Source organism: Streptomyces sp. NPDC012508 (assembly GCF_042902595.1).
Taxonomy (GTDB): Bacteria; Actinomycetota; Actinomycetes; order Streptomycetales; family Streptomycetaceae; genus Streptomyces.
Genome location: NZ_JBIBEO010000001.1, coordinates 1,141,593 through 1,162,742 on the forward strand (window position 1 = coordinate 1,141,593; position 21,150 = coordinate 1,162,742).

Consider the following 21,150-nt stretch of genomic DNA (forward strand, 5'->3'; position numbering starts at 1 on the left):
CACTGCCCAACATGGACTGGATGCTCAAGGAGCTCGCGGCCAGCGTCCCGTACGTGCGACACGTGGTCGTGCTGTCGTCGGACGGTCTGTGCATCGGTCAAGCGAACACGGAGACCGACACCGCTGACGCGATCGCCGCTGCCTGTTCGGGCATGCAGAGCCTGGCGAAGGCCATCGCGCAGAAGTTCCCGCACGGAGACGGCTCGACGCGCATGGTCGGGATCGAAGTCGACGGCGGATACTTCTCCCTCATGGCGGCGGGACCCGGGGCCTACCTCGCGGTGCTGGCCGACGAGGAGGTGGACGCGGGCCTGCTGGGCGACCGCATGCGTACGCTCGTGCTCCGGATCGGCCAGCACATGACCAGCCCGCCACGGGATGACGTCGGGCAGGCGATGTGACATCAGAGCACCAGGATCCATGGGACGAAGGCAGTCCCGTTCCGCTTTACGTCATCTCCGGTGGCTCGGGTTCCTCGGCCAAGGCGTTCAACCTGGTCACCCTCATCACATCGAGGTCCGCACCCGAACCCGCCATGCAGCCCGAGCAGGCGGCGATTCTCGCCATGTGCCAGTACCCGCTGTCGGTGGCCGAGATATCCGCGTATCTGAGTCTTCCGTTCAGTGTCCTCACGGCGTTGCTCTCCCGGCTCGTCGAGGACGGGCGGGTCGAGGCCATCGCCCCTGTTCCTGTCGCTGCGGTCCCCGAACTCGGCCTTCTGGAGGCGGTGATCCATGGACTACGTAATCTCTGACGCACCCGCCGCCGGCCCCCGCGGCACGGATGTGCTTCTGCCGCACGGCGCCAGGGGCGTCAAGGTCGTGATCGTCGGCGGCTTCGGCGTCGGCAAGACGACCATGGTCCGGGCGGTGAGCGAGATCTCGCCTCTGACCACCGAAGAGACCATGACCCAGGCCGGCGTCGGGATCGACAACAACCCCGGCGCGGAGGGCAAGAACACCACCACCGTCGCCATGGACTTCGGCCGGATCAGCATCAACGAGGAGCTGATCCTCTACCTCTTCGGAACGCCGGGCCAGGAGCGTTTCTGGTTCCTGTGGAACGGCATCTTCGAGGGCGCGCTCGGCGCTGTGGTCCTCGTCGACACCCGGAGGATCGAAGTCTGTTTCGAGATCATCACCCGTCTGGAAGACCGCCGCGTGCCCTTCATCGTGGCTGTCAACACCTTCCCCGAGGCGCCACACCATCCGGTGGCCGAACTGCGCACCGCGCTGGCCCTCAACGAATCCGTGCCCATCATCACCTGTGACGCACGCGAGCGGTCGTCCAGCCGCGACGCCCTGCTCTCGCTGATGGGCTACCTGTGCACCCTCGCCGCCGCCCAGGAGTCCGTATGACTGTCCCGCCCACCGACCACACCACGACGGAACCGGGGCTCGTCCCGCCCCCGGGCTGCCCCGCCCACACCGCCACGGGAGCCGAGGGCGTGACCCGGCTCCACGGTCCCGATGCCGTGAACGACCCCATGGGCCTGTACGAGAAGCTGCGTGCCGCCCACGGTCCGGTGGCGCCCGTCCTGCTCGAAGGGGACGTACGCGCCTGGCTCGTCCTGGGGTACCTCGAGAACCGCGATGTGGCCACCCGCTCCACCCAGTTCTCCCGTGACCCCCGCACTTGGCACGGCTGGACGAGCGGCGAGATCGACGCCGAGACCTCGCCGCTCGTGCCGATGATCGGCTGGCGACCCGACTGCGTGTGCGCGGACGGTGAGGAGCACCAGCGCCTGCGGGGCGCGGTCACGGCCGGCCTCAACCAGTTCGACCTGCGCGGAGTCCGCCGCCACATCACCCGCTTCGCGCACCAGCTCATCGACGAGTTCTGCCAGAAGGGCAGGACGGAGCTGGTCGGCGAGTTCGCCGAGCCGCTGCCCATGCTCGTGCTCACGCACCTGCTCGGGATGCGGGACGAGGACGCTCCCAAGCTCGTCCATGCCGCCCGGGACCTCTTCAAGGCCACCGAGACGTCGCTCGCCAGCAACGCCTACGTGCTGGAGACCCTCGAGCAGCTCGTCGCCGCCAAGCGGGTCCTGCCCGGGCAGGACATCGCGTCCGTACTGATGGCGCACCCGGCCGGCCTCAGCGACGAGGAGGTACAGCACCACCTGCGCCTCATCCTGCTCGCGGGCTACGAGACGACCGCCAATCTCATGGCCAACGTGCTGCGGATGACGGTCACCGACCCACGGTTCCGCGGGTCGCTGGCCGGCGGTCAGATGACCCTGCCCGAAGCCGTGGAGCAAGTGCTGTGGGACGAGCCGCCGTTGATGGTGTGCCCGGGCCGCTGGGCCACGGGTGACACCTCGCTCGGAGGGCAGGAGATCAAGGCGGGCGACATGCTGCTGCTCGGCCTGGCCGCCGGCAACGTCGATCAGGCAGTCCGCCGGGATCCCTCGACCCGGGTGCACCACAACCGCGCCCACCTGTCCTTCAGCGCCGGTGCCCATGAGTGCCCCGGTCAGGACATTGGCCGTGTCATCGCCGACACGGGCATCGACATCCTGCTCACACGGCTGCCCGACATCAGCCTGGCCGTCCGCGAGTCCGAGCTCACCTGGCGTTCCTCCACCTGGTCCCGGCATCTGACGGCGCTGCCCGTGAAGTTCGCCTCGCGCGTTCCGGAGATCCGCGAAGTGTCGGCGCCTCTGCCGGTACCGCCGCCGCCGAGCAGTGCCATGCCCTCGGCACCCCGGTGGCCGGAATCCGCACCTCGCGCCTCGTGGCGGACCCGGCTGAGGCGGTTGCTGCGGATGAGCCGGTCCTCGTAGGGCGGGTCGGAGCGGAGCCCACGGCCGAGGGGCTGCCGGACAGCGTGAGCCGGCAGCCCCTGCGGAGGCGGGGGCGGGCGCCTCGTGCCCGTACCGCCCAGGCCCTCCCTCATGACGCCGGGAAGCACCTCTCCAGGGCAGGCGTGGGGGAGGTGGGTGTCCGTTGCTCCGGTATGGAGCCGCCCATGGGGGCGTAGCGGGGTGCGCCGGTGTACCAGGCGTGGAGACCGGACAGGAAGCTGCGGGCTCCGCCGAGCCACGCCTCCAGCTCCGTCTGTTCGCCGTGGTCCAGTCCGGCTCGCTGGACGAGCGGCGGCAGTTCGCTCCGGACGAGGTGCTCGAAATGGCGCAGCCGCGCCGTCACCAGATCGGCGGCGGCGTCCATCGCCTCCTGGACGTTGATGCCCAGGGAGGTTCCGAGGACGACGACGAGATTGTTGACGTCGTGCTCGTCATGGACTTCCCGCTGGTAGGAGGCGATGTCGTTCGCGAGGCCCATGTAGTCCATGAACGCGTCGAGCAGGGCGCAGACGGTCCGGCTGCGCCGGATCCGCTCGGGGATCCGCGCGCCGGTGGAGAGTTCGACGGAGTACGGGGCGGTGTACGCGGCGAAGCTCTCGCGGCGGAACTGGGCGTACTCGATGAGGTCCGGGACGCGGCCGGTGAGGCTGTTGGCCAGTTCCTGGACTCCCGCGTCGATGTAGCGCGCAAGGGCCCCGTTGAGCGCCGGCCGCCAGTGCGCGAGGCTCGGCGGGAACAGGTGGTGCTGGAGGTCGGCCAGACCCCGTTCGACGGCGTTGACCGGTTCCGGCAGCCAGGCGCCCGGCTCCTGCGGCAGGAAGGCGTGGAGACGGACGGTGAACACCTGCGCGCCGACGAGGTCGCCCGTCTGTTTGAAGGCGGCGGCGAAGTAGTCGTCCCAGGCCAGCGCCCAGAGGTTGAACCGGTGGTTGAGCCGGAGGCCGGCGAGCGAGGCGTCGGGCAGCGTCCAGGCGGTCAGCTGGTCGACGGCCATGGCGTGGAACTGGGACCGGGTCCAGATCGGCCGGCGGGCCGTGGGTACGTCGCCGCCGGCCAGCATCCCCGTCTCGCGCGCCCACGTCTCGGCCTCCTCGCGCAGGGCCGGCAGGTACGGGTTCACCCGCACCGGGAACGGCATCCGCAGGAGGGGAAGTTCGATGTCCTGCACTGTCATGGGATCCCTACCTCCCTTTCGGCGCACATCGGTGTGCGGACCACGAGCGCGAACCGGCCGCCCAGCGAAGACAGCTCCGGATGAGGGGAGTTGACGACATGTCAGTGGGCGTGTGGTGGCACCCACCGCAACAGGCGAGGACGTGGACGCGCTGCACATTCGAGAGTCGTGTCGGCCGGCCGGCCGGGTGCCGGAGCCTGACGAGCTGCTACCGCCATGACGACGGGCGACGGGCGGTTTCCGGTCAATTGGCGCTCCAAACCTTCCCAGCGAGGTCGGCCGACAACCCCGGGCGGCCCTCCTCGGCCACGATCAGAGCAGGTTTGTACAGAAAGAAACGATCCCTCTGTTCGGAATTGGCTCAAATTCGATCCCAAAGCAGGCCATGATCGACCAAATCCCGCCAGCCGCGCGCCACCTCCACATCGAAGAGACGGAGGGCACAGTCGGAGCACGGGGCGGTGCCCGACCGGCCGGACCGCGTGGCCGACGACCGCCGGCCACGCACCCCAGCCAACCTCCGCGCCCCGGTGCGCTCTGCGTCCACGAGGCCAAAGACCCGGCTCTGCTGTGGGGCGACGGCGCAAGGACGAGGCGAATCAGTCGGAGTCGCGCGCGATGTCCAGGGCGAGTGCCTGGAGGATCGCGTCGGTGGGTGCCTCGGGGGCTGTCCGGTCGTACGCGTCGGCGACGGTCTCGAAGGCCAGGACGAAGCCGTTGATGAGGGCGCTCAGTGGTTCGGAGAGCTGGCTCAGCACGGCCAGGCTCACCTCCGCCGCGTCCTCGGTGGCCGGGACGAGGAATTGCGTCGGGATCACCTCGCCGAGCAGGTCGGAGACGTAGTCCGTGCCTACACCGCCGCGCAGAGCCGTGAGTGCCGCGATGGCCTTGAGCTGAATCTCGTTCTCGGTCATGTGCCGAGCGTAGGAGGAAGGGGCGCCGACCCGGTGAAGGCGTTGCCCGCATCGCATACCCAGCCAGGCGGCGAGCGTGACGGCCTGGCGAGCCTGCGCCTTCACCGGACCGCGCTGGAGTGCGCCGCCGCCGGCGGGGAAGGCGCGAGTCAGCCGGTGTGTGGTCGCCGCGGCGAGCGGGGACAGAGGGATGTCTGCGGGCACGGGTGGCCATCCGGCGTTCGGGGTCGCGACCACCACCGGAACGGCCGTATCACCCGGTTCGAGACGAGATGACCTGCAGCCTCACGCACACCACTTCGACCGAGGAGGGCACCATGGGACACGGCGGTGACGTCATCAGCGAGCTGACCACCGACCACCAGGAGGTCGAGGATCTCTTCCGGGAGATCGAGAGCCTTCCCTCCGGGGACTCCCGCAGGAAGGTCGCCGCGGACAAGGTCACCATCGAGCTGGTCCGGCACTCCGTCGCCGAGGAGGCGTACCTCTACCCGGCCGTACGCGAGCATCTCCCCGACGGGGACGCCCTCGCGGACAAGGAGCTCGAGGATCACGCCGCGGCAGAGCGGATCATGAAGGAGCTGGAGAGCTGCGACGCCGACGACCCGCGCTTCGACGCACTGGTCGGCAGGCTCATGACGGAGATCCGGGAGCACGTGGCCGACGAGGAGGGCGACATGTTCCCGCGGCTGCGCGCCACGTGCCCGTCCGAGCCGCTCGCCGAACTCGGCGAGAAGGTGCGCGCCTCCAAGGAGACCGCACCGACCCGCCCGCACCCCTCCGCCCCGGACACGCCGCCGGCGAACACGCTGCTCGCGCCCGGGGTGGGCCTCGTCGACCGGCTCCGCGCCATGATGAGCGGCCGCGGCAGGGACGCCTGAGCCGCGCGGGACGTTCCCGGCTTCGGTGCCGCGGCCGTCAGCCCTCCACGCCGGTCGCCGTGTGCGCGGCGCCGACCGGCTTGGATTCCGGGGATCCGGGCTGACGGAGGTAGACGGACAGGATGACCATCGCGGCGACGGCCAGCAGTGTGAGCGGCTGGAGCCCTTCGACCGTGAGCTGCTCGCTGAACTCCGCCTCGACGGCGCCACGCGGGGCGCCGTCAGGGAGCTGCTGGCCTGGAACCCCTGGGAACACCGCTGCTCGGTGTCGCTACCCGGAGGAGGGAACCCGCCGCAGGCAGCGGCGGACGGTGGGCGGGCGTCAGCGGCGGGAGTCCCCCAGGTCGCGGTCGGCTTCGGGGGTGGTCCATGAGTCGTCGCGGGCGGCTGTGGTGTTCGTCTGCGTGGGGTCGCCGGTCGGCCGACGTCGGCGCGCGACGCGACGGCTGCCCCACCAGAACGCGCCGATGAGAAGTGCGACGACCACCACGCCGATGACGACGGCGAAGACTACGGCGTTGGATCCTGCCGATGCGGCGAGGGCAGGTGTCGCTGTGATGGCGGTGGTTACGGTCATGATCGCCTCTCTGGAACGGGTCCGGGTGCTGCGCCCCGCGTCTGTCCCGTACCGGCGTCCGCAAACGCCGCCGGGCGGGTGTCCCCCCTGTGCGTCGGCCCCGGCGGTTGTTTGGTCCTCCCGGAAGGGGAGAGTCGCCGAGTCACGAGAACGCCGGTGGCACCGCGCGTCGAGGTCGGACGTGCGGAAGGCGCGGAGAGGGCCCGGAACGGAGGCAGTGCCATGCGCGACGACAAGCCCGAGACCCTGTCGGGACCGCTGCTCACCGTGTACCTGAACGACCACCTCACAGGCGCGGCGGCCGGCGTACGGCTGATCCGGCGCATCGTCGAAGGGCGGCGCCACACGGAGTCGGGGCCGGCCCTGGACGCCTTGGCGCGCCAGATCGAGGAGGACCGGCGGAGCCTGCGCCGGATCATGCGCGACCTCGACGTTCCCGTGAGGCCCCTGCGCGAGATCGTGGGCAGGATCGGGGAGAAGGCGGGACGGCTCAAGCTCAACGGCAGGCTTCTCTCCCGCTCCCCGCTCAGCGACGTGGTGGAGCTCGAAGCGATGCTCCTCGCCGTCGAGGGCAAGGCGGCGTGCTGGCGGATTCTGCGCACACTTGCCGAAACCCGCTCCGGTCTCGACTCCGCGGACCTCGACAGGCTCCTCACTCGCGCGGAGGCCCAGTCCCGCACCCTGGACGACATCCGGCGACGCCGCTCCGCCGAGGTGTTCGGCGCGGAACTGGCCCCACCGGTGGCCGAGGAACGTCACCCGGTTTCCGGCTCACGGCCCGGTTGAGGCGGTCACGGGCCGGCGGCTCCGCGTCGAGGCGCACCCCGACGCGGCCGGTCAGGCCCAGGTTCGGGAGCACCCCGCCGGGGCGCGCCCGGACGGGGCCGGTCAGGCCCAGGTTCGGGAGCACCCCGCCGGTCGGCAGCCGTCCCGGTTCCAGCGGCCGCTCCGGCACGTGCGTCAGCTCCGAGCGCCCATGACGCCATGTGGCGCGATCTGGCGCCACAGTGACTTGCTCTGGCGCCAGATTGGTGCCACCATCGTGCTCACGGACCCGACCCGCCAGGTCGAGCAGTTCCGTCGCACGTTCACGGTCCATGTCAGCGACCGCTGTTGTCGCGCTCACCCCGTGGCGCCATGCATGGCGCCGGAGGGGCCATGTCTCCACGGAGGACACCTTGCAGCACGAACCGTCGGCCCACACCGAGCCCGTCACGATCCCCACGCAGCGCGCCGCCGGCTGCCCGTTCGACCCGCCCGCAGGACTGGCGGAGCTGCGCGAGGCGAGCCCGCTGACCCGGATGACGTACCCCGACGGGCACATCGGCTGGCTCGCCACCGGTCACTCCATGGTCCGCGCCATCATGGGCGACCCGCGCTTCAGTTCGCGGTACGAGCTGTTGCACTACCCCTTCCCCGGCGGACCCGAGGGCCCGCTGCCGCCCGCCCCGGTCGGCGACATGACCGGGATGGACGCGCCCCGGCACACCCGCTTCCGGCGGCTCCTGACCGGCAAGTTCACCGTCCGCCGGATGCGGCTGCTCTCCGACCGGGTCGCGGAGATCACCGCCGAGCACCTGGACGCGATGGAGCGGAGCGGCCCGGGCACCGACCTGGTCGAGGCGTTCGCGCGGCCCCTGCCCGCGCTGATGATCTGCGAGCTGCTCGGTGTCCCCTACGCCGACCGCGAGCGCTTCCAGAACCACGCCCACACACTCATGTCCAGGGACGTGACGCCCGAGGAGCAGTACGCCCCGTTCACCGGACTCCAGGAGTACATGGCCGAGTTGGTCGCGGCCAAGCGCGCCGAGCCCTCGGACGACCTGCTCGGCGACCTCGCCCAGGACTCCGACCTCACCGACGAGGAACTCGTCGGCGTCGGTGGCTTCCTGCTCGCCGCCGGGCTCGACACCACCGCCAACATGATCGCCCACGGGACGTTCGCGCTGCTCACCAACCCGGCCCAGGCCGACGCCCTGCGTGCGGATCCTGACCTCGCCCCGCAGGCCGTGGAAGAGCTGATGCGCTACCTGACCGTCGCCCACACCGGCATCAAGTCCGCGCTGGAGGATGTCGAGGTGGAGGGCCGGCTCATCAGGGCGGGCGAGAGCGTCACCCTCTCGCTGGAGGCCGCCAACCGTGACCCGGAGCGGTTCCCCGACCCCGACCGCCTCGACGTGCACCGAAAGGCCACGGGGCATCTGGGCTTCGGGCACGGCATCCACCAGTGCCTCGGACAGCAACTGGCCCGCGTCGAGATGACGGTGGCCCTGCCCGCGCTGCTCAGGCGGTTCCCCACGCTGCGTCTGGACGTGCCGGCGGAGGAGGTGCCGCTGCGGACGAACATGAACATCTACGGTGTGCACCGGCTGCCGGTCACGTGGGAAGAGAGCTGATCCGATGGACGTCCACGTCGACCGCGACCGCTGCCTCGGCGCCGGAATGTGCGCCCTGACCGCCCCTCAGGTCTTCGACCAGGACGAGGACGAGGGCCTGGTCACGCTGTTGAACGCCCGGCCGCCGGGGGAACACCACGCGGCCGTCCGCGTCGCCGCCGGTGTCTGCCCCGCCTCGGTCATCACCGTCACGGAGCAGGGTTCCTCCCCCGCCGCCTAGCTACGGCGCCCCGGGTGCCGGTGCGGGCAAGGGCGAGTCGTCCATGACACCGTCTCGTCGCACGAGTAGGTGGACGACCTGGTCACATCGCTCTCGCACGGCGCCGGCCCGACGGAACACCCGTCGGGCCGGCTCGTGCGTGTGCGGTCCGCCATCGGTCAGGGGCACGGAGGGTGGACCGTGCGGTCAGGGTGTCGTGGTCGACACCACGTACACCGTGGGGGCCGCCGGGTCGCTGAGGTCGACGGTGATGTCCTCGTCGGGGCGTGGCTTGTCCCGGCTGACGGTCGTGCCCGACCAGGTTCCGTCCGCCGGGAAGTCCCAGCCGACGATGTCGGCGTCGCGTTCGCTGACCGTGACCTCGCCGGGATCCAGCTCGGAGCGGCTGGAGCCGATCTCGTTCAGGAAGGCGTCGAGCCGTCCCGCGCTCGTCGTGAAGCGGACGTACAGCCGGCTCGTCTTCCAGTTGCTGGTCTCGTAGTAGGCGACGCCCGTGCTGCCCGGCGGGATCGGGACCTCGAAGATGCGGCGCTTCATCAGCGAGGGCCAGCTCTCGCGCAGCCCGGTGGCGGAGGACTCGCGCTCCTTGTCGCGGCCGCTGTCGCGGCTCTGCCCGGCGGAGATCACGAGGTATCCGGCGGGGATGCCGACGAGCAGCACGATGATGATCGCCGTCAGCCAGCGGCGGCGGATCATGTGGCGCCGGTCCTCCGGCATCTTCGTGCTCTGTTCGGGAGAGGTGGTCGGGGAGGGGACGGTCATGAAGGCGGGTCCTGGGTGGTGCGGGAGGAGGTGCGTGCCGCGGGGCCGTTGCGCAGGGCCTGCGCGTAGCGCTCGTACCGTTCGTACCGCTCGACGCGGCGCCGGTTGGCGCGGCGGAAGCGCCGGGCGACGAGCCGGGCGAGGTCGGCGGCGCCGACCATGCCGGCCTCGGGGCCGAGCTGGGCCTTGGCGATCCGGGCCTCGGGGCGGTAGCCGCGGCCGGTGAGATGGCGCCGGAAGGCGTCCCTGGCCGGGCCGATCAGCAGGTCGTCGGCGGCGCTGACGCCCCCGCCGATGACGAAGCAGGAGGGGTCCAGGGCGGCGGCGAGGTTGGCGATGCCGACGCCGAGCCACTGGCCGATGTCCTGGAGGAGCTCGACGCACATGGCGTCGCCCTCGCGGGCCAGCTCGGTGATGAGCGGGCCGGTGATCTCCGGGATGTTGCCCTTGACCCGCTCGATGATGTTGTACGCGACCGGTGAGTCGGCGGCGGCCAGCTCACGGGCCTCGCGGACCAGCGCGTTGCCGGAGCTGTACTGCTCCCAGCAGCCGCGGTTGCCGCAGGGGCAGCGGTGTCCGCCGGGGACGACCTGCATATGGCCGAACTCGCCGGCCACCCCGTACTTGCCGCGCTTGACCTGCCCGTCCTCCAGGATCGCGCCGCCGATGCCGGTGCCGAGCGTGATCATGACGAGGTGGTCCTCGCCCCGTCCGGCGCCGAAACGCCACTCGGCCCAGGCGGCCGTGTTGGCGTCGTTGTCGACCATGACGGGGACGGCGAGCCGGGACTGCAGCGAGTCGCGCAGCGGCTCGTTGCGCCAGGCGAGGTGCGGGGCGAAGAGGACGGTGGCGCGGTCGGCGTCGACCCAGCCCGCCGCGCCGATGCCGACGGCGTGCACGTCGTGCCGGTCGGAGAGGTCCAGGACCAGCTCGACGATGGTGTCCTCGACGACCTTGGGGCTCTTGGACTTGTCCGGCGTCTCGGTGCGGAGCTTCTCCAGGATCGTGCCGTCCGCGTCGACGACACCGGCCATGACCTTCGTACCGCCGATGTCGATGCCGACGGTGGGCACCCGGGGCGCGGTCAGGTGGGAGCGCCGTTCCCGGGTGCCGACGGTCCGCAGCACCGTGGCCCGTGCGGAGCCCCGGTTGGCGAAGTCGCGGTAGGTACTCATCGGCTCGATTCTGCCAGGTGCGGTGTCGGGGGGCCGTTACGAAGCGGTGGGGCGCTCCAGCTCGTGGCGCAGGTCCTCGAGCTCGCTGCCGCCCGCCATCTGGCGGGTCAGCTCGTCCAGGGTGACCGAATCCTTGGTGTGGCTGCCCGCCATGACCCCGCGCTTGAGCAGCACGAAACGGTCCCCGACGAGGTAGGCGTGGTGCGGGTTGTGGGTGATGAGGACCACTCCGAGGCCCTGGTCACGGGCCGCGGCCACATACTTCAGGACCACTCCGGACTGCTTGACGCCGAGGGCGGCGGTCGGCTCGTCCAGGACCAGGACCTTGGCGCCGAAGTACACCGCGCGGGCGATGGCCACGCACTGGCGCTCACCGCCGGACAGGGTGCCGATGGGCTGGTCGACGTCGCGCAGGTCGATGCCCATGCGCAGCAGCTCGGAGCGGGTGGTCTCGCGCATCAGCTCGACGTCGAGGCGCTTGAAGGGGCCGGCGCCCTTGGTGGGCTCGGAGCCGAGGAAGAAGTTCCGCCAGACCGGCATGAGGGGGACGACGGCGAGGTCCTGGTAGACGGTGGCGATGCCCAGGTCCAGGGCCTCGCGCGGGTTGGCGAGGGAGACCTCCTCGCCCTCGATGCGGAAGGTGCCGGCGTCGTGCCGGTGCAGCCCCGCGATGATCTTGATGAGGGTGGACTTGCCGGCTCCGTTGTCGCCGAGGACGCAGGTGATCTCACCCGCGTGGACCTCGAGGGAGACCCCCTCGAGGGCGCGGATGTTGCCGTAGTACTTGCTGACGTCGTCGAGCTCGACGAGCGCGGTGCCGGTGGCGGGAGCCGGTGCGGTGGACTCGGGGGTGGTCATTTGGTTGCCTCCACACGCCGGCGGATCCAGGCGTTCAGCAGGGTCGCGAGCAGGAGCATCGCTCCCAGGAAGAACTTGAACCAGTCCGGGTTCCACTCCGCGTACACGATGCCCTTGCTGGTCATGCCGAAGATGAACGCGCCGACCGCCGAGCCGATGGCGGAGCCGTAACCGCCGGTGATCAGACAGCCGCCGATGACGGCCGCGATGATGTAGATCAGCTCGTTGCCGACGCCTTCTCCCGACTGGACGACGTCGAAGGAGAAGAGCAGGTGCTGGCCGGAGATCCAGGCGCAGAAGGCCACGCCCATGTAGAGGCCGATCTTGGTGCGGAAGACCGGGACACCGACCGCTCGGGCGGCGTCGGCGTTGCCGCCGACGGCGAAGATCCAGTTGCCGAAGCGGGTGCGCAGCAGGATCCAGGTGGCGACGGCGACCAGGCCGATCCACCACAGGATGGTGACCTTGAGATCCACGCCGCCGATGGTCAGCTGGGAGGCGAAGAGCTTCCGGGCGGAGGGGAAGCCTTCCATGTCGGCGATCGACTTGGTGGAGACCGTGCCGCTGATCAGCTTGGTGAAGCCGAGGTTCAGGCCGGTCAGCATGAGGAACGTGCCGAGGGTGATGATGAAGCTCGGCAGTCTGGTGCGGGTCAGCATGAAGCCGTTGAAGACTCCGATGGCCAGGGTGACGAGCAGCGAGACGCCGACGCCGACCCAGACGTTCGCGGTCATCTGGTAGCTGAACATCGACGAGATCAGCGCCGAGGTGGTGACCATCACGCCGGCCGAGAGGTCGAACTCACCGCCGATCATCAGCAGCGCGACGGGCACCGCCATGATCCCGATGGTCGAGGCCGCGTAGAGGACCGTGCCGAGGCTGGAGGCGCGCAGAAAGCTGTCGGCGACCAGCGAGAAGAAGACGAAGACGGCCGCGGCGCCGACGACGGAGCCGAGCTCGGGCCGGGCCAGGAACTTCCTCAGCGGGGAGGTGCGCAGCAGCCGTTCGTCGACATGGTCGAGGCCGTCCCCCGTCGGGGCGGTCGCGCTCATCGGGTGCCCCGCTCCGTGTAGCCCTTCAGCGCCTCGGCGTCGTCCTTGGTGATGATCTGGGGGCCGGTCAGGACGGGCTTGCCGCCGCCGAGGACATCGGCGTTGTACTTGTACAGCCAGAGCAGGTCGACGGCCTCGTAGCCCTGGAGGTAGGGCTGCTGGTCGACGGCGAAGCCGAGGGTGCCCGCGGCGAGCGCGGAGGCGACCTTGGCGTTGAGGTCGAAGGTGTCGACCTCGGCCTCGGAGCCCGCGGTCTTCTTCGCCTGGACGGCGGCGTCCGCGAACGGCGCGCCGAGGGTGACGACCGAGTCGATGGCCGGGTCGGACTGGAGCTTGGCCTCGATGGAGGCCTGGACGTCGGGCATGTTGGTGCCGTCGACGTACAGGTTCTGCAGATCGCCGCCGAAGGTCTTCTTCGCTCCGGCGCAGCGCTGCTCGTGGCCGACGTTGCCCTGCTCGTGCAGGACGCACAGGGCCTTCTTCTTCCCGCGCTTGTCGAGCTCCTCGCCGACGGCCTCGCCGGCGACGGTCTCGTCCTGGCCGATGTGCGTGAGTGCGCCGAAGGCCTTGGACTGCTCGGAGCCGGAGTTGACGGTGATCACCGGGATGCCGGCCTTGACCGCCTTGTCGACGGCGGTCTTCATCGCGTCGGGCTTCGCGAGGGTGACGATGAGGCCGTCGACGCCCTTGGCGATGTACGAGTCGATGAGCTGGGCCTGCTGCTGCGCCTCGTCGCTATGGGCGTAGAGGAAGTTGATGTTGTCCTTGACGGCGGCCTGCTCGGCGCCGTTCTGGACGATGTCCCAGAAGGTGTCGCCGTCGCCCGAGTGGGTCACCATGGCGAAGGTCCACCGGGGGGTGTTCACGGCCGCTTTCCCCTGGGCGGCGGCCGCCTTGCGGGCGTCCTCCGCGCGCTTCCCGCCGGTGCTGCTGCACCCCGCGAGTGCGGCGGTGAGCGCCACCGCGAGCACGGCGCCGACTGCGGCGCGTACCCCTCCTGTCCGAAGCCTGGTCACGAGGCCGTGCCCTCCTTTGTGTCCTTCTGCGTGCATTGCAGTATCGGTCATGGGGATCGCGCGGTCGTCAGTGGGTCAGGGGCGGACCAGCAGCTGGAACTCGAAGGAGTACCGCGAGGCCCGGTAGAGGTGGGAGCCGAACTCGACAGCCCGCCCCGTGTCGTCGAAAGTGGTGCGTTCCATCGTGAGCAGCGGTGCTCCCTCCTCCTCGGCGAGCAGCTCCGCCTCGGCGGACGTGGCGGCGCGGGCGCCGACGGTCTGCCGGGCGCTGTGCAGAGTGATACCGGCGCCGCGCATCAGCCGGTAGAGGCCGGTCGTCGCCAGACTCTCCGAGTCCACGTCGAGCAGCCCGGGCGGGAGGTGGTTGCGCAGGTACGCCATGGGCTCGTCGTGCGCCGTGCGCAGCCGCTCCACGTAGCGGACGTCGCTGCCCTCCGGTACGCCGAGGGCGGCGGCGACCCGGGCGGAGGCGGGTTCGACGCGGTCGACGAGGACGCGGGTGGCGGGGCGCTGGCCCGCGGCCTCCAGGTCGTCGTAGAGGCTGCTGAGCTCCAGCGGGCGCCTGACCTGGCTGTGCACGACCTGCGTGCCGACGCCGCGCCGGCGGACCAGGAGTCCCTTGTCGACCAGGGACTGGATGGCCTGCCGGACCGTGGGGCGGGACAGTCCGAGCCGGGTGGCGAGGTCGATCTCGTTGCCGAGCAGGCTGCCGGGGGCCAGGGCTCCGTTCTCGATGGCCGCTTCCAGCTGCCGGGCGAGCTGGTAGTAGAGCGGTACCGGGCTGGTGCGGTCCACGGAGAGCGGTGGCGTGGCGGCGGACGACGACGACGGCTTGGACACGGACGGGAGCGTAGCCCGAGGAGATGATGACAGGAAGTGGTGAAGTCCGATTGTCCTGACAAATCCTTGACAGGGTGACCGTCCGGCACCACCTTGGGGCCATGCGTATCGGACTGATCGGAACGGGTCGTATCGGGGCCTTCCACGCGGGCGTGCTCGCCCGTCACCCGGAGGTCGAGTCGCTGGTCGTGGCGGACGCGGACCCCGACCGGGCGGCGCGGGTCGGCGGGGCGCTCGGCGCGGACATGGCGCCGACCGTCGACGCCCTCCTGGACCACCACGCCCTCGACGCCGTCGTCATCACCTCCGCCACGGCCGCCCACGCCGAGCTGATCACCCGCGCGGCCGGCGCCGGGCTCCCGGCCTTCTGCGAGAAGCCCATCGCGCTGGACGTGCCGGGCACGCTCGGCGCGCTGCGGGCGGTCGAGTCCGCGGGCACGGAGCTCCAGCTCGGGTTCATGCGCCGCTTCGACGCCGGGTACGCGGCGGCCCGTGAGGCGGTACGGACAGGGCGGCTCGGCCGGCTGCACACCGTACGGGCGGCGACCTCCGATCCGGCCCCGCCGCCCGCCGCGTATCTGCCGCTCTCCGGCGGCCTCTACCGGGACTGTCTGGTGCACGACTTCGACATACTGCGCTGGGTGACCGGGCGCGAGGTCGTCGAGGTGTACGCCACCGGCTCGGACGCGGGCCCGGCGATGTTCCGGGAGGCGGGCGACGTCGACACGGCGGCCGCGCTGCTCACCCTGGACGACGGCACGCTGGCGACGGCCACGGCGACCCGGTGCAACGGCGCCGGTTACGACGTACGGATGGAGCTGGCGGGCGAGCGGGACCAGATCGCGGTGGGCCTGGACGACCGGACCCCGCTCACCTCAGTGGAGGCCGGGGGGCCGCCCGCCCCGGTCAAGCCGTGGCCCGGCTTCATCGACCGGTTCGCGCCGGCGTACGAGGCCGAACTGGACGCGTTCGTAAGGCTGGTGCGCGGCGAGGCGGCCAACCCCTGTGACGGCCGGGAGGCCTTGGAGGCGCTCCGGATCGCCGAGGCGTGCGAGCGCTCCCGGCGGGAACACCGGCCGGTTGCCCTGGCCGAGATCCCGTCGTAGGGCCCTCGGCGGGATCTCGCCGCAGGGCCCCCGGCGGGATCCCGTCGTAGGGCCTTCCCGTCCTGGAGCGAGCCCGCCGGGCCCTCAGCCGGCCGCCGAGAGCACCGTCCCCTGCGCCACCGCGCACAGGGTCTCGGCGCCCTCGCCGTCCACGGTCAGCAGATCGCATCGCACCACCGCCTGCCGTCGCCCCGCGTGGACCACGCTCGCTCGGGCGACGAGCGTGCGGCCGCGCGCGGGGCGGACGTACTGGATGGAGAAGCCCGCGGTCAGAACGGCGGGCCCGAGCGCGGTCCCGGCCGCGAAGGTGAGCGCGTTGTCGGCGGCGTACGAGAGCACCCCGCCATGGGCGAACCCGTTCTGCTGCTGGAGCTCCTCGCGGAGGTCCACCTCCAGGGTGGCGCCGCCGTCGCCGAAGGCGGTGATCCGGGCGCCGACGAGCCGGCTGAACGGCTGGCCGTCCAGGACCTTCCGCGCCTGATCCAGGTCGAGGTGGGGGGAGGATGCGGTCATCGGGTCACCACCGGACCGGAAGGTGCCGTACACCGCGGACGAGCAGGCCCGGCATCCACTCCCACGGAGAGCCCTCGGGGTCGAGTTCCAGCCGCGGGAAGCGCTCCAGGAGTGTCCGGATCGCGATGGTGCCTTCCAGGCGGGCGAGGGGCGCGCCGAGACAGTAGTGGATGCCGTGTCCGAAGGCCAGATGGCCGCGCGGCTCGCGGCGGATGTCGAAGCGGTCCGGTTCCGGGAAGCGCTGCGGGTCGCGGTCGGCGGCCGCGAGGGAGACGAAGACGGGCGAGAGGGCGGGGATGGCGGTGTCCCCCACCGTGATCGCCTCCTTGGCGATCCGGAAGGTGGAGGACTCCACCGGCCCGTCGTAGCGCAGCCCTTCCTCGACCGCGCCGTCGAGCAGCCCGAAGTCGGCGCGGAGATCGGCGAGTTGGCCGGGGTGGGCGAACAGCGCCCGGATCGTGTTGGTGATCAGACCGACGGTCGTCTCGTGCCCGGCGACGAGCAACAGATAGGCCATGCCACGCAGTTCACGCAGTGACAGCGCGTCGCCGTCCTCGGCGCGGGTGGTGATCAGGGCGGACAGCAGGTCGTCCGAGGGCCGTGAGGCGCGCTTGTCCTCGATGAGCGCGTCCAGGTAGGCGCCGAAGCCCTCGACGACCTCCCGCTCGGGCGTCCCCCCGGTCGGCGCGACCAGCTCGTTCGACCAGCGGCGGAAGGAGTCGCGGTCGGCGGCCGGGACACCGAGGAGCTCGCAGATGACGGTGATGGGCAGCGGGAACGCGAAGGAGTCCACGAGGTCCGCGCGGCCGGCCGGTGCCATCGCGTCGGCGAGCTCGTCGGCGATCTCCTGGACTCGGGGACGCAGGGCCTCGACCCGCCGGCCGGTGAACTCGCGGGTCACGAGCTTGCGCAGCCGGGTGTGGTCCGGGGCGTCCACGGCGAGCAGGTTGGGGCCGATGAGTTCCTCGTCGACCGGGGTGACGCCGATGACGGAGGGCGACTTCGCCAGGCGGGGGTCGGCGAGCGCCGCGCGCCCCTCCTCGTGGCCGACGACGAGCCAGAACTCCCAGCCGTCGGGCATACGGACGTGGTGGACGGGACCGCTCTCGCGGAGCTTCGCGTAGTAGGGATACGGATTCGCGGTGAAGTCCGCGCCCCACTCCCCCAGTTCGATGGTGGACATCGCCTCAGCCTAGGCGGGCCCGTTCCCGTGCACTAAGCCTCCCCGTCGTCGAGGAGGCCCGCGTCGTGGACCAGGAGGGCGATCTGGACACGGTTGTTGAGGCCGAGTTTGGCGAGAATCCGGGACACGTGGGTCTTGACGGTCGGCACGCTCATGTACAGCGCGGCGGCGATCTCGGCGTTGGAGTGGCCGCGGCCGACGGCGACGGCGACCTCGCGTTCACGCTGGGCGAGTTCGGCGATCCGGGCCGTGGCGGTCGCGCTGCGGGACTGTTCCGGCTTCTGCGCGACATGGCTCATCAGCTGGCGGGTGACGGCCGGGGAGAGCACGGGGTCACCGGACGCGACGCGGCGGACGGCGGAGACGATCTCGGCGGGAGGGGTGTCCTTGAGGACGAATCCGGCCGCGCCGGCCCGCAGGGCGCGCACGACCTGTTCGTCGGCGTGGAAGGTGGTGAGCACGATGACCTCGGGGGCCTCGGGGCGGGCCCGCAGGAGTTCGGTGGCGGTGAGGCCGTCGACGTGCGGCATCCGGATGTCCATGAGGACGACGTCCGGGGCGAGGCGGGCGACGAGCTCGGGGACGTCGCGCCCGTCGGTGCCCTCTCCCACGATGTCGATGTCGTCGGCGCCGCCGAGCATGAGGGTGAGGCCCGCGCGGACCAGGGGGTCGTCGTCGACGATGAGCAGCCGGATGGTCATGAGGGCCACGGTAGCCAGGCGTGCACGGCGAACCCACCGTCGGGTGCCGGACCGTGGTCCAGGCGACCGCCCGCGAGGGTGGCGCGCTCGGTGAGGCCGATGAGGCCCTGGCCGGAGCCGGGGACGTGGGGCACGGGTCCGGTGGGGGCCGGGTTGCGGACCTCGACGGTCAGTCCGTCGCCGGGGCGGCCCCGCACGGTGAGGGTGACCTCGGCGCCGGGAGCGTGCTTCCGGGCGTTGGTGAGCCCCTCCTGGGCGATGCGGTAGACGGTACGGCCGGTGGCGGCGGGGACCGCGTCCGGATCGTCGATCGTGGAGTCGAGGACGACCTTGGCCCCGGCCTCGCGGGACTCGGCGACCAGCGCGTCGAGGGTGGCGAGCGTGGGCTGCGGCCGGTCGCCGTCACCGCCTTCACCGGGGGTACGCAGCACGCCGATGATCTGCCGGAGGTCCTGGAGCGCCTCGTGGGCGCTGTCGCGGATGACTCCGGCGGCGCGCGCGACCTGCTCGGGCGGGGCGTCGGGGCGGAACTCGAGCGCTCCGGCGTGCACGCTGAGCAGGGTGAGGCGGTGGGCGAGTACGTCGTGCATCTCGCGGGCGATGGCCTCCCGGGCGAGGCGCTGCGCCTGTTCGGCGCGGAGCTCCGCCTCGGCCTCGGCGCGCCGGGCGCGCTCGCGCAGGGCCTCGACGAGCTGGCGCCGGGAGCGTACGAGCATGCCCCAGGCGGTCATGAGCAGGATCAGGATGAGGCCGATGGCGATCCCGAGGATGGTGCCTGTGCTGGGGTCGGGCCGTACGAAGACCTGGGCGACGGAGCAGGCGGCGGCCAGCGCGCCGATCCAGGCGATCTCGCGGAAGGGCCGCCGGACGGCGACGCTGAACAGACTCACGAGGAACGCGCCGCCGGCGACGGGCGCGACGACGCTGAGCAGGGAGAGCGCGACGGCCAGACCGACGGGCCACCGGCGGCGGAGCCAGAGGGCGCAGCAGGCGGCGGCGCCGACGATCTGGTCGACGAAGGCGACGGTCTCGCTGTTGTACTGGTCGACGGCCTCGGCGGCGAGGAGCCCGATGAAGGCGGCGCAGAGGAAGAGAAGGCTGTCGACGACCCAGTCCCGTACGGTCCGCCGCGGCCTGCGTCCGGACGTACCGGCGGCCGTGGGGTCGGCCATGGCTGAGGGCAGCAGCCAGGCGTGCGGGTCCGTACGTGTCATACGCACCAAAGTACGCACGTCAGGGGCGCGCGGCCGGTCACGGAGGCCGGGAAGCTACCAAAGTCGCGCGGTCCGAGACTTCGGTAGCACCGACTCTGTCCCCTGGACCGACGCGGGCCTGTGGCGCTGGGAACCATGATCGGCCCATGAAGAAGTTTCTGGAGTTCGTGGGCGGTGTGGTGCTGGTCGGCGGCCTCGCGGGGGTGCTGCGCGAGCTGACGGGCTGGTTCCCGTTCATGGGGTTCACCCGGGCCCTGACGGAGAACGTGTCGTTCCTGGAGGACAGGGCGCTGTTCGCGAACATCGTCATCGCGGTCATCGGCTTCGTGATCGTGATGATCGCGGACACGAGCCGCCGCACGTGACGAGGGTCAGCGGGCGGCCTCGTTGAGGCGCGTGACCTCGGCGAGGTGCTCGGCCATGCGGTGGGAGACGGAGCCACTGGTGTAGAGGACGGCCCCGACGACGGCGAGGGGGACCGAGCCGCCGAGGACCGTGAGGAGCTCGGGCCAGTCACGTTCGTTGACGCACCGGCTGCTGCTCTTGTGCAGGTACTCGCTGGACCAGCGGGACTCGCACTCGTCGCTTCCGTAGCCCTCTTCGAGTTCGTACGGCGCGAAGATCAGCACAGCCAGCCAGATCCACATCAGGCCGGCGAGGGCCAGCAGCCCGACACCCCACCCCTGGGTGCGCCGGGCACGGCTCCGGAATTCTATGTCGTACGGCAGTGAACGCATGGGGCAAGAACCTACCGGGCGCTCTCGTCGGCCGCCCGGCGGCCCCAACTCGTGCCCGCCAGTACGAGGATGGCTCCCACGATGCCGAGCGCACCCGGGCGGTCGCCGGCGATCGCGATGCCCGCGGTGGCGGCCCAGAGGGGCTCCGTACCGAGCAGCAGGCTGACCCGGGACGGGGAGGTGCGGCGGACGGCCCACATCTGCACGAAGAAGGCGAAGAGCGTGCAGAAGACGGAGAGGAAGAGCAGCCCGGCCCATTCCCGCGGACCGAAGTCGAGCGCCACGGACCACGGGGACGCGCCGGTGCCGGGGAGAGTGGCGAGCAGGGCGAAGACGACGACGGCGGAGCCGAGTTGCACGGTGGTCAGGGAGAGCGAGTCGGCGCTCCGGACGGACGTGATCCGCGACATCGCCAGGACGTGCACGGTCCGCGCGAGCGCGGCGAGGAGCATCAGCAGATCACCGAGGGACGGTGCGGTGAAGCCGCCGCCCTGCGTCAGGAGCACCACACCGGCGACCGAGAGACCGGCGGCGGCCAGGAAGGCGCGGGGCATGGGGGTCCGGGTGACGGCCGCCTCGGCGAGCGGCGTGAGGATCATGGTGAGGCTGATGATCAGGCCGGCGTTGGTGGCGGAGGTGTGGACGACGCCATAGGTCTCCAGGAGGAAGATCCCGCTGAGGATCAGACCGAGGAGGCCAGCGCCGCGCCACTGGACCGCGGTCAGTGCCCGCAGCCCCCGCCATCCGGCGACGACGAGTGCGGGCAGGACGACGGCGAACCGCAGGACCAGGACGGCGACGACGGTGTGGGTGGTGGTGATGCCCTTGGCCGCGAGATAGCTGGCGCCCCAGACGACGGCGACGAGGAGGACCGGAAGGTCGGTGAGCCAGGCAGGGCGCGGGGCGCGCAAGGGCACGGAAGCGGCGATCGAGGACATCGTGGGCCTGCTCCAACACGTCGGGCGGGGTGGAGACTTCGGCGGCTCGCACGCGGGACGATCACCGTACCCGGAGAGACGGGTGGT

Annotated in this window: 25 protein-coding genes and 1 pseudogene; 10 read left to right on the forward strand and 16 right to left on the reverse strand. The window is 71.2% G+C overall.

Annotated features, from left to right (window positions below; translation table 11 throughout):
• The first annotated feature begins 11 nt into the window (after positions 1 to 11).
• The 4 genes from ACFY8U_RS04910 to ACFY8U_RS04925 are packed head-to-tail and all read left to right on the forward strand — an operon-like array spanning position 12 to position 2,785.
• Positions 12 to 401, forward strand: coding sequence for a roadblock/LC7 domain-containing protein (locus ACFY8U_RS04910; RefSeq protein WP_260230769.1), 390 nt, complete (start codon positions 12 to 14; stop codon positions 399 to 401).
• Positions 398 to 754: a DUF742 domain-containing protein gene (locus tag ACFY8U_RS04915; protein WP_361443260.1), complete on the forward strand. Its 357-nt coding sequence runs from the start codon at positions 398 to 400 to the stop codon at positions 752 to 754. Before ACFY8U_RS04910 ends, ACFY8U_RS04915 begins: the two co-directional genes overlap by 4 nt.
• Positions 735 to 1,358 (forward strand): ATP/GTP-binding protein, encoded by a 624-nt coding sequence (locus ACFY8U_RS04920; RefSeq protein ID WP_389565659.1) that lies wholly within the window; start codon positions 735 to 737, stop codon positions 1,356 to 1,358. The genes ACFY8U_RS04915 and ACFY8U_RS04920 overlap by 20 nt, the downstream gene beginning before the upstream one ends.
• Positions 1,355 to 2,785 carry a cytochrome P450 gene (locus ACFY8U_RS04925; protein ID WP_389565661.1) on the forward strand — a complete coding sequence of 477 codons (1,431 nt, stop codon included), beginning with the start codon at positions 1,355 to 1,357 and terminating at the stop codon, positions 2,783 to 2,785. The genes ACFY8U_RS04920 and ACFY8U_RS04925 overlap by 4 nt, the downstream gene beginning before the upstream one ends.
• Positions 2,786 to 2,894: 109 nt before the next feature.
• Here ACFY8U_RS04925 and ACFY8U_RS04930 read toward each other — a convergent pair whose 3' ends face one another.
• Positions 2,895 to 3,980 carry a hypothetical protein gene (locus tag ACFY8U_RS04930; protein ID WP_389565663.1) on the reverse strand — a complete coding sequence of 362 codons (1,086 nt, stop codon included), beginning with the start codon at positions 3,978 to 3,980 and terminating at the stop codon, positions 2,895 to 2,897.
• 599 nt (positions 3,981 to 4,579) lie between these two features.
• Entirely contained in the window at positions 4,580 to 4,894 is a 315-nt protein-coding gene (locus ACFY8U_RS04935; protein WP_361443272.1) for a hypothetical protein, read from the reverse strand.
• 317 nt (positions 4,895 to 5,211) lie between these two features.
• Between ACFY8U_RS04935 and ACFY8U_RS04940 the strand changes: the two genes are divergently transcribed.
• Positions 5,212 to 5,775, forward strand: coding sequence for a hemerythrin domain-containing protein (locus ACFY8U_RS04940; RefSeq protein ID WP_389565665.1), 564 nt, complete (start codon positions 5,212 to 5,214; stop codon positions 5,773 to 5,775).
• A 37-nt stretch (positions 5,776 to 5,812) separates the two neighbouring features.
• On the opposite strand, the pseudogene ACFY8U_RS04945 reads toward ACFY8U_RS04940, so the two are convergent.
• Positions 5,813 to 5,923: pseudogene (locus ACFY8U_RS04945) on the reverse strand (DUF6766 family protein); the annotation flags it as partial.
• A 174-nt stretch (positions 5,924 to 6,097) separates the two neighbouring features.
• Positions 6,098 to 6,352 carry a DUF6479 family protein gene (locus tag ACFY8U_RS04950; protein ID WP_389565668.1) on the reverse strand — a complete coding sequence of 85 codons (255 nt, stop codon included), beginning with the start codon at positions 6,350 to 6,352 and terminating at the stop codon, positions 6,098 to 6,100.
• A 222-nt stretch (positions 6,353 to 6,574) separates the two neighbouring features.
• Here ACFY8U_RS04950 and ACFY8U_RS04955 point away from each other — a divergent pair, with 222 nt between their 5' ends.
• From ACFY8U_RS04955 to ACFY8U_RS04965, 3 genes are all read left to right on the forward strand, one after another.
• The gene (locus tag ACFY8U_RS04955; RefSeq protein ID WP_389565671.1) at positions 6,575 to 7,138 is read left to right on the forward strand and encodes a hypothetical protein; all 564 of its coding nucleotides are present in this window, start codon (positions 6,575 to 6,577) and stop codon (positions 7,136 to 7,138) included.
• Positions 7,139 to 7,530: 392 nt separating this feature from the next.
• Complete coding sequence (locus ACFY8U_RS04960; RefSeq protein WP_389565674.1) at positions 7,531 to 8,748, forward strand: cytochrome P450; 1,218 nt, start codon at positions 7,531 to 7,533, stop codon at positions 8,746 to 8,748.
• Between the two features lie 4 nt (positions 8,749 to 8,752).
• Entirely contained in the window at positions 8,753 to 8,968 is a 216-nt protein-coding gene (locus tag ACFY8U_RS04965; RefSeq protein ID WP_361594401.1) for a ferredoxin, read from the forward strand.
• 186 nt (positions 8,969 to 9,154) lie between these two features.
• Here the strand turns inward: ACFY8U_RS04965 and ACFY8U_RS04970 are convergent, their stop codons facing one another.
• The 6 genes from ACFY8U_RS04970 to ACFY8U_RS04995 all read right to left on the reverse strand — a co-directional run bounded on the left by ACFY8U_RS04970 (position 9,155) and on the right by ACFY8U_RS04995 (position 14,626).
• Positions 9,155 to 9,730 carry a hypothetical protein gene (locus ACFY8U_RS04970; protein ID WP_389565676.1) on the reverse strand — a complete coding sequence of 192 codons (576 nt, stop codon included), beginning with the start codon at positions 9,728 to 9,730 and terminating at the stop codon, positions 9,155 to 9,157.
• Positions 9,727 to 10,905 (reverse strand): ROK family glucokinase, encoded by a 1,179-nt coding sequence (locus tag ACFY8U_RS04975; RefSeq protein ID WP_389565678.1) that lies wholly within the window; start codon positions 10,903 to 10,905, stop codon positions 9,727 to 9,729. Before ACFY8U_RS04975 ends, ACFY8U_RS04970 begins: the two co-directional genes overlap by 4 nt.
• A 36-nt stretch (positions 10,906 to 10,941) precedes the next feature.
• On the reverse strand, positions 10,942 to 11,763 hold the full coding sequence (locus ACFY8U_RS04980) for an ATP-binding cassette domain-containing protein (protein WP_389565680.1): 822 nt from the start codon (positions 11,761 to 11,763) through the stop codon (positions 10,942 to 10,944).
• Entirely contained in the window at positions 11,760 to 12,815 is a 1,056-nt protein-coding gene (locus ACFY8U_RS04985) for an ABC transporter permease (protein ID WP_361646343.1), read from the reverse strand. Before ACFY8U_RS04985 ends, ACFY8U_RS04980 begins: the two co-directional genes overlap by 4 nt.
• A complete protein-coding gene (locus tag ACFY8U_RS04990) occupies positions 12,812 to 13,831 on the reverse strand; it encodes a sugar ABC transporter substrate-binding protein (RefSeq protein WP_389565683.1) in 1,020 nt (339 codons plus the stop codon). Before ACFY8U_RS04990 ends, ACFY8U_RS04985 begins: the two co-directional genes overlap by 4 nt.
• 75 nt (positions 13,832 to 13,906) lie before the next feature.
• Entirely contained in the window at positions 13,907 to 14,626 is a 720-nt protein-coding gene (locus tag ACFY8U_RS04995; protein WP_389566178.1) for a GntR family transcriptional regulator, read from the reverse strand.
• Between the two features lie 146 nt (positions 14,627 to 14,772).
• Between ACFY8U_RS04995 and ACFY8U_RS05000 the strand changes: the two genes are divergently transcribed.
• Positions 14,773 to 15,777, forward strand: coding sequence for a Gfo/Idh/MocA family oxidoreductase (locus ACFY8U_RS05000; RefSeq protein WP_389565685.1), 1,005 nt, complete (start codon positions 14,773 to 14,775; stop codon positions 15,775 to 15,777).
• 84 nt (positions 15,778 to 15,861) lie between these two features.
• Here the strand turns inward: ACFY8U_RS05000 and ACFY8U_RS05005 are convergent, their stop codons facing one another.
• From ACFY8U_RS05005 to ACFY8U_RS05020, 4 genes are read right to left on the reverse strand one after another with little or no spacing between them, the layout of a single operon-like run.
• Complete coding sequence (locus ACFY8U_RS05005; protein WP_389565688.1) at positions 15,862 to 16,290, reverse strand: PaaI family thioesterase; 429 nt, start codon at positions 16,288 to 16,290, stop codon at positions 15,862 to 15,864.
• 4 nt (positions 16,291 to 16,294) lie between these two features.
• Positions 16,295 to 17,473 carry a cytochrome P450 gene (locus ACFY8U_RS05010; RefSeq protein WP_389565691.1) on the reverse strand — a complete coding sequence of 393 codons (1,179 nt, stop codon included), beginning with the start codon at positions 17,471 to 17,473 and terminating at the stop codon, positions 16,295 to 16,297.
• 32 nt (positions 17,474 to 17,505) lie between these two features.
• Positions 17,506 to 18,174 (reverse strand): response regulator, encoded by a 669-nt coding sequence (locus ACFY8U_RS05015; protein ID WP_389565694.1) that lies wholly within the window; start codon positions 18,172 to 18,174, stop codon positions 17,506 to 17,508.
• Positions 18,171 to 19,388, reverse strand: a complete 1,218-nt coding sequence (locus tag ACFY8U_RS05020) for a sensor histidine kinase (RefSeq protein ID WP_389565696.1) — start codon at positions 19,386 to 19,388, stop codon at positions 18,171 to 18,173. The genes ACFY8U_RS05015 and ACFY8U_RS05020 overlap by 4 nt, the downstream gene beginning before the upstream one ends.
• A 146-nt stretch (positions 19,389 to 19,534) precedes the next feature.
• Between ACFY8U_RS05020 and ACFY8U_RS05025 the strand changes: the two genes are divergently transcribed.
• Positions 19,535 to 19,753, forward strand: coding sequence for a hypothetical protein (locus tag ACFY8U_RS05025; protein ID WP_389565699.1), 219 nt, complete (start codon positions 19,535 to 19,537; stop codon positions 19,751 to 19,753).
• Between the two features lie 6 nt (positions 19,754 to 19,759).
• Here the strand turns inward: ACFY8U_RS05025 and ACFY8U_RS05030 are convergent, their stop codons facing one another.
• Both ACFY8U_RS05030 and ACFY8U_RS05035 read right to left on the reverse strand, forming a co-directional pair.
• Positions 19,760 to 20,125 (reverse strand): hypothetical protein, encoded by a 366-nt coding sequence (locus ACFY8U_RS05030; RefSeq protein ID WP_361594379.1) that lies wholly within the window; start codon positions 20,123 to 20,125, stop codon positions 19,760 to 19,762.
• A gap of 11 nt (positions 20,126 to 20,136) precedes the next feature.
• Positions 20,137 to 21,063, reverse strand: coding sequence for a DMT family transporter (locus tag ACFY8U_RS05035; RefSeq protein ID WP_389565701.1), 927 nt, complete (start codon positions 21,061 to 21,063; stop codon positions 20,137 to 20,139).
• Between the last annotated feature and the right edge of the window lie 87 nt (positions 21,064 to 21,150).

Bases quoted from the DNA above. Each gene is read 5' to 3' on its own strand.
- ACFY8U_RS04910 (WP_260230769.1), top strand. From the start codon at position 12: ATGGACTGGATGCTCAAGGAGCTCGCGGCCAGCGTCCCGTACGTGCGA.
- ACFY8U_RS04920 (WP_389565659.1), top strand. From the start codon at position 735: ATGGACTACGTAATCTCTGACGCACCCGCCGCCGGCCCCCGCGGCACG.
- ACFY8U_RS04925 (WP_389565661.1), top strand. From the start codon at position 1,355: ATGACTGTCCCGCCCACCGACCACACCACGACGGAACCGGGGCTCGTC.
- ACFY8U_RS04930 (WP_389565663.1), bottom strand. From the start codon at position 3,980: ATGACAGTGCAGGACATCGAACTTCCCCTCCTGCGGATGCCGTTCCCG.
- ACFY8U_RS04935 (WP_361443272.1), bottom strand. From the start codon at position 4,894: ATGACCGAGAACGAGATTCAGCTCAAGGCCATCGCGGCACTCACGGCT.
- ACFY8U_RS04940 (WP_389565665.1), top strand. From the start codon at position 5,212: ATGGGACACGGCGGTGACGTCATCAGCGAGCTGACCACCGACCACCAG.
- ACFY8U_RS04950 (WP_389565668.1), bottom strand. From the start codon at position 6,352: ATGACCGTAACCACCGCCATCACAGCGACACCTGCCCTCGCCGCATCG.
- ACFY8U_RS04955 (WP_389565671.1), top strand. From the start codon at position 6,575: ATGCGCGACGACAAGCCCGAGACCCTGTCGGGACCGCTGCTCACCGTG.
- ACFY8U_RS04965 (WP_361594401.1), top strand. From the start codon at position 8,753: ATGGACGTCCACGTCGACCGCGACCGCTGCCTCGGCGCCGGAATGTGC.
- ACFY8U_RS04970 (WP_389565676.1), bottom strand. From the start codon at position 9,730: ATGACCGTCCCCTCCCCGACCACCTCTCCCGAACAGAGCACGAAGATG.
- ACFY8U_RS04975 (WP_389565678.1), bottom strand. From the start codon at position 10,905: ATGAGTACCTACCGCGACTTCGCCAACCGGGGCTCCGCACGGGCCACG.
- ACFY8U_RS04980 (WP_389565680.1), bottom strand. From the start codon at position 11,763: ATGACCACCCCCGAGTCCACCGCACCGGCTCCCGCCACCGGCACCGCG.
- ACFY8U_RS04985 (WP_361646343.1), bottom strand. From the start codon at position 12,815: ATGAGCGCGACCGCCCCGACGGGGGACGGCCTCGACCATGTCGACGAA.
- ACFY8U_RS05000 (WP_389565685.1), top strand. From the start codon at position 14,773: ATGCGTATCGGACTGATCGGAACGGGTCGTATCGGGGCCTTCCACGCG.
- ACFY8U_RS05005 (WP_389565688.1), bottom strand. From the start codon at position 16,290: ATGACCGCATCCTCCCCCCACCTCGACCTGGATCAGGCGCGGAAGGTC.
- ACFY8U_RS05010 (WP_389565691.1), bottom strand. From the start codon at position 17,473: ATGTCCACCATCGAACTGGGGGAGTGGGGCGCGGACTTCACCGCGAAT.
- ACFY8U_RS05015 (WP_389565694.1), bottom strand. From the start codon at position 18,174: ATGACCATCCGGCTGCTCATCGTCGACGACGACCCCCTGGTCCGCGCG.
- ACFY8U_RS05020 (WP_389565696.1), bottom strand. From the start codon at position 19,388: ATGACACGTACGGACCCGCACGCCTGGCTGCTGCCCTCAGCCATGGCC.
- ACFY8U_RS05025 (WP_389565699.1), top strand. From the start codon at position 19,535: ATGAAGAAGTTTCTGGAGTTCGTGGGCGGTGTGGTGCTGGTCGGCGGC.
- ACFY8U_RS05030 (WP_361594379.1), bottom strand. From the start codon at position 20,125: ATGCGTTCACTGCCGTACGACATAGAATTCCGGAGCCGTGCCCGGCGC.
- ACFY8U_RS05035 (WP_389565701.1), bottom strand. From the start codon at position 21,063: ATGTCCTCGATCGCCGCTTCCGTGCCCTTGCGCGCCCCGCGCCCTGCC.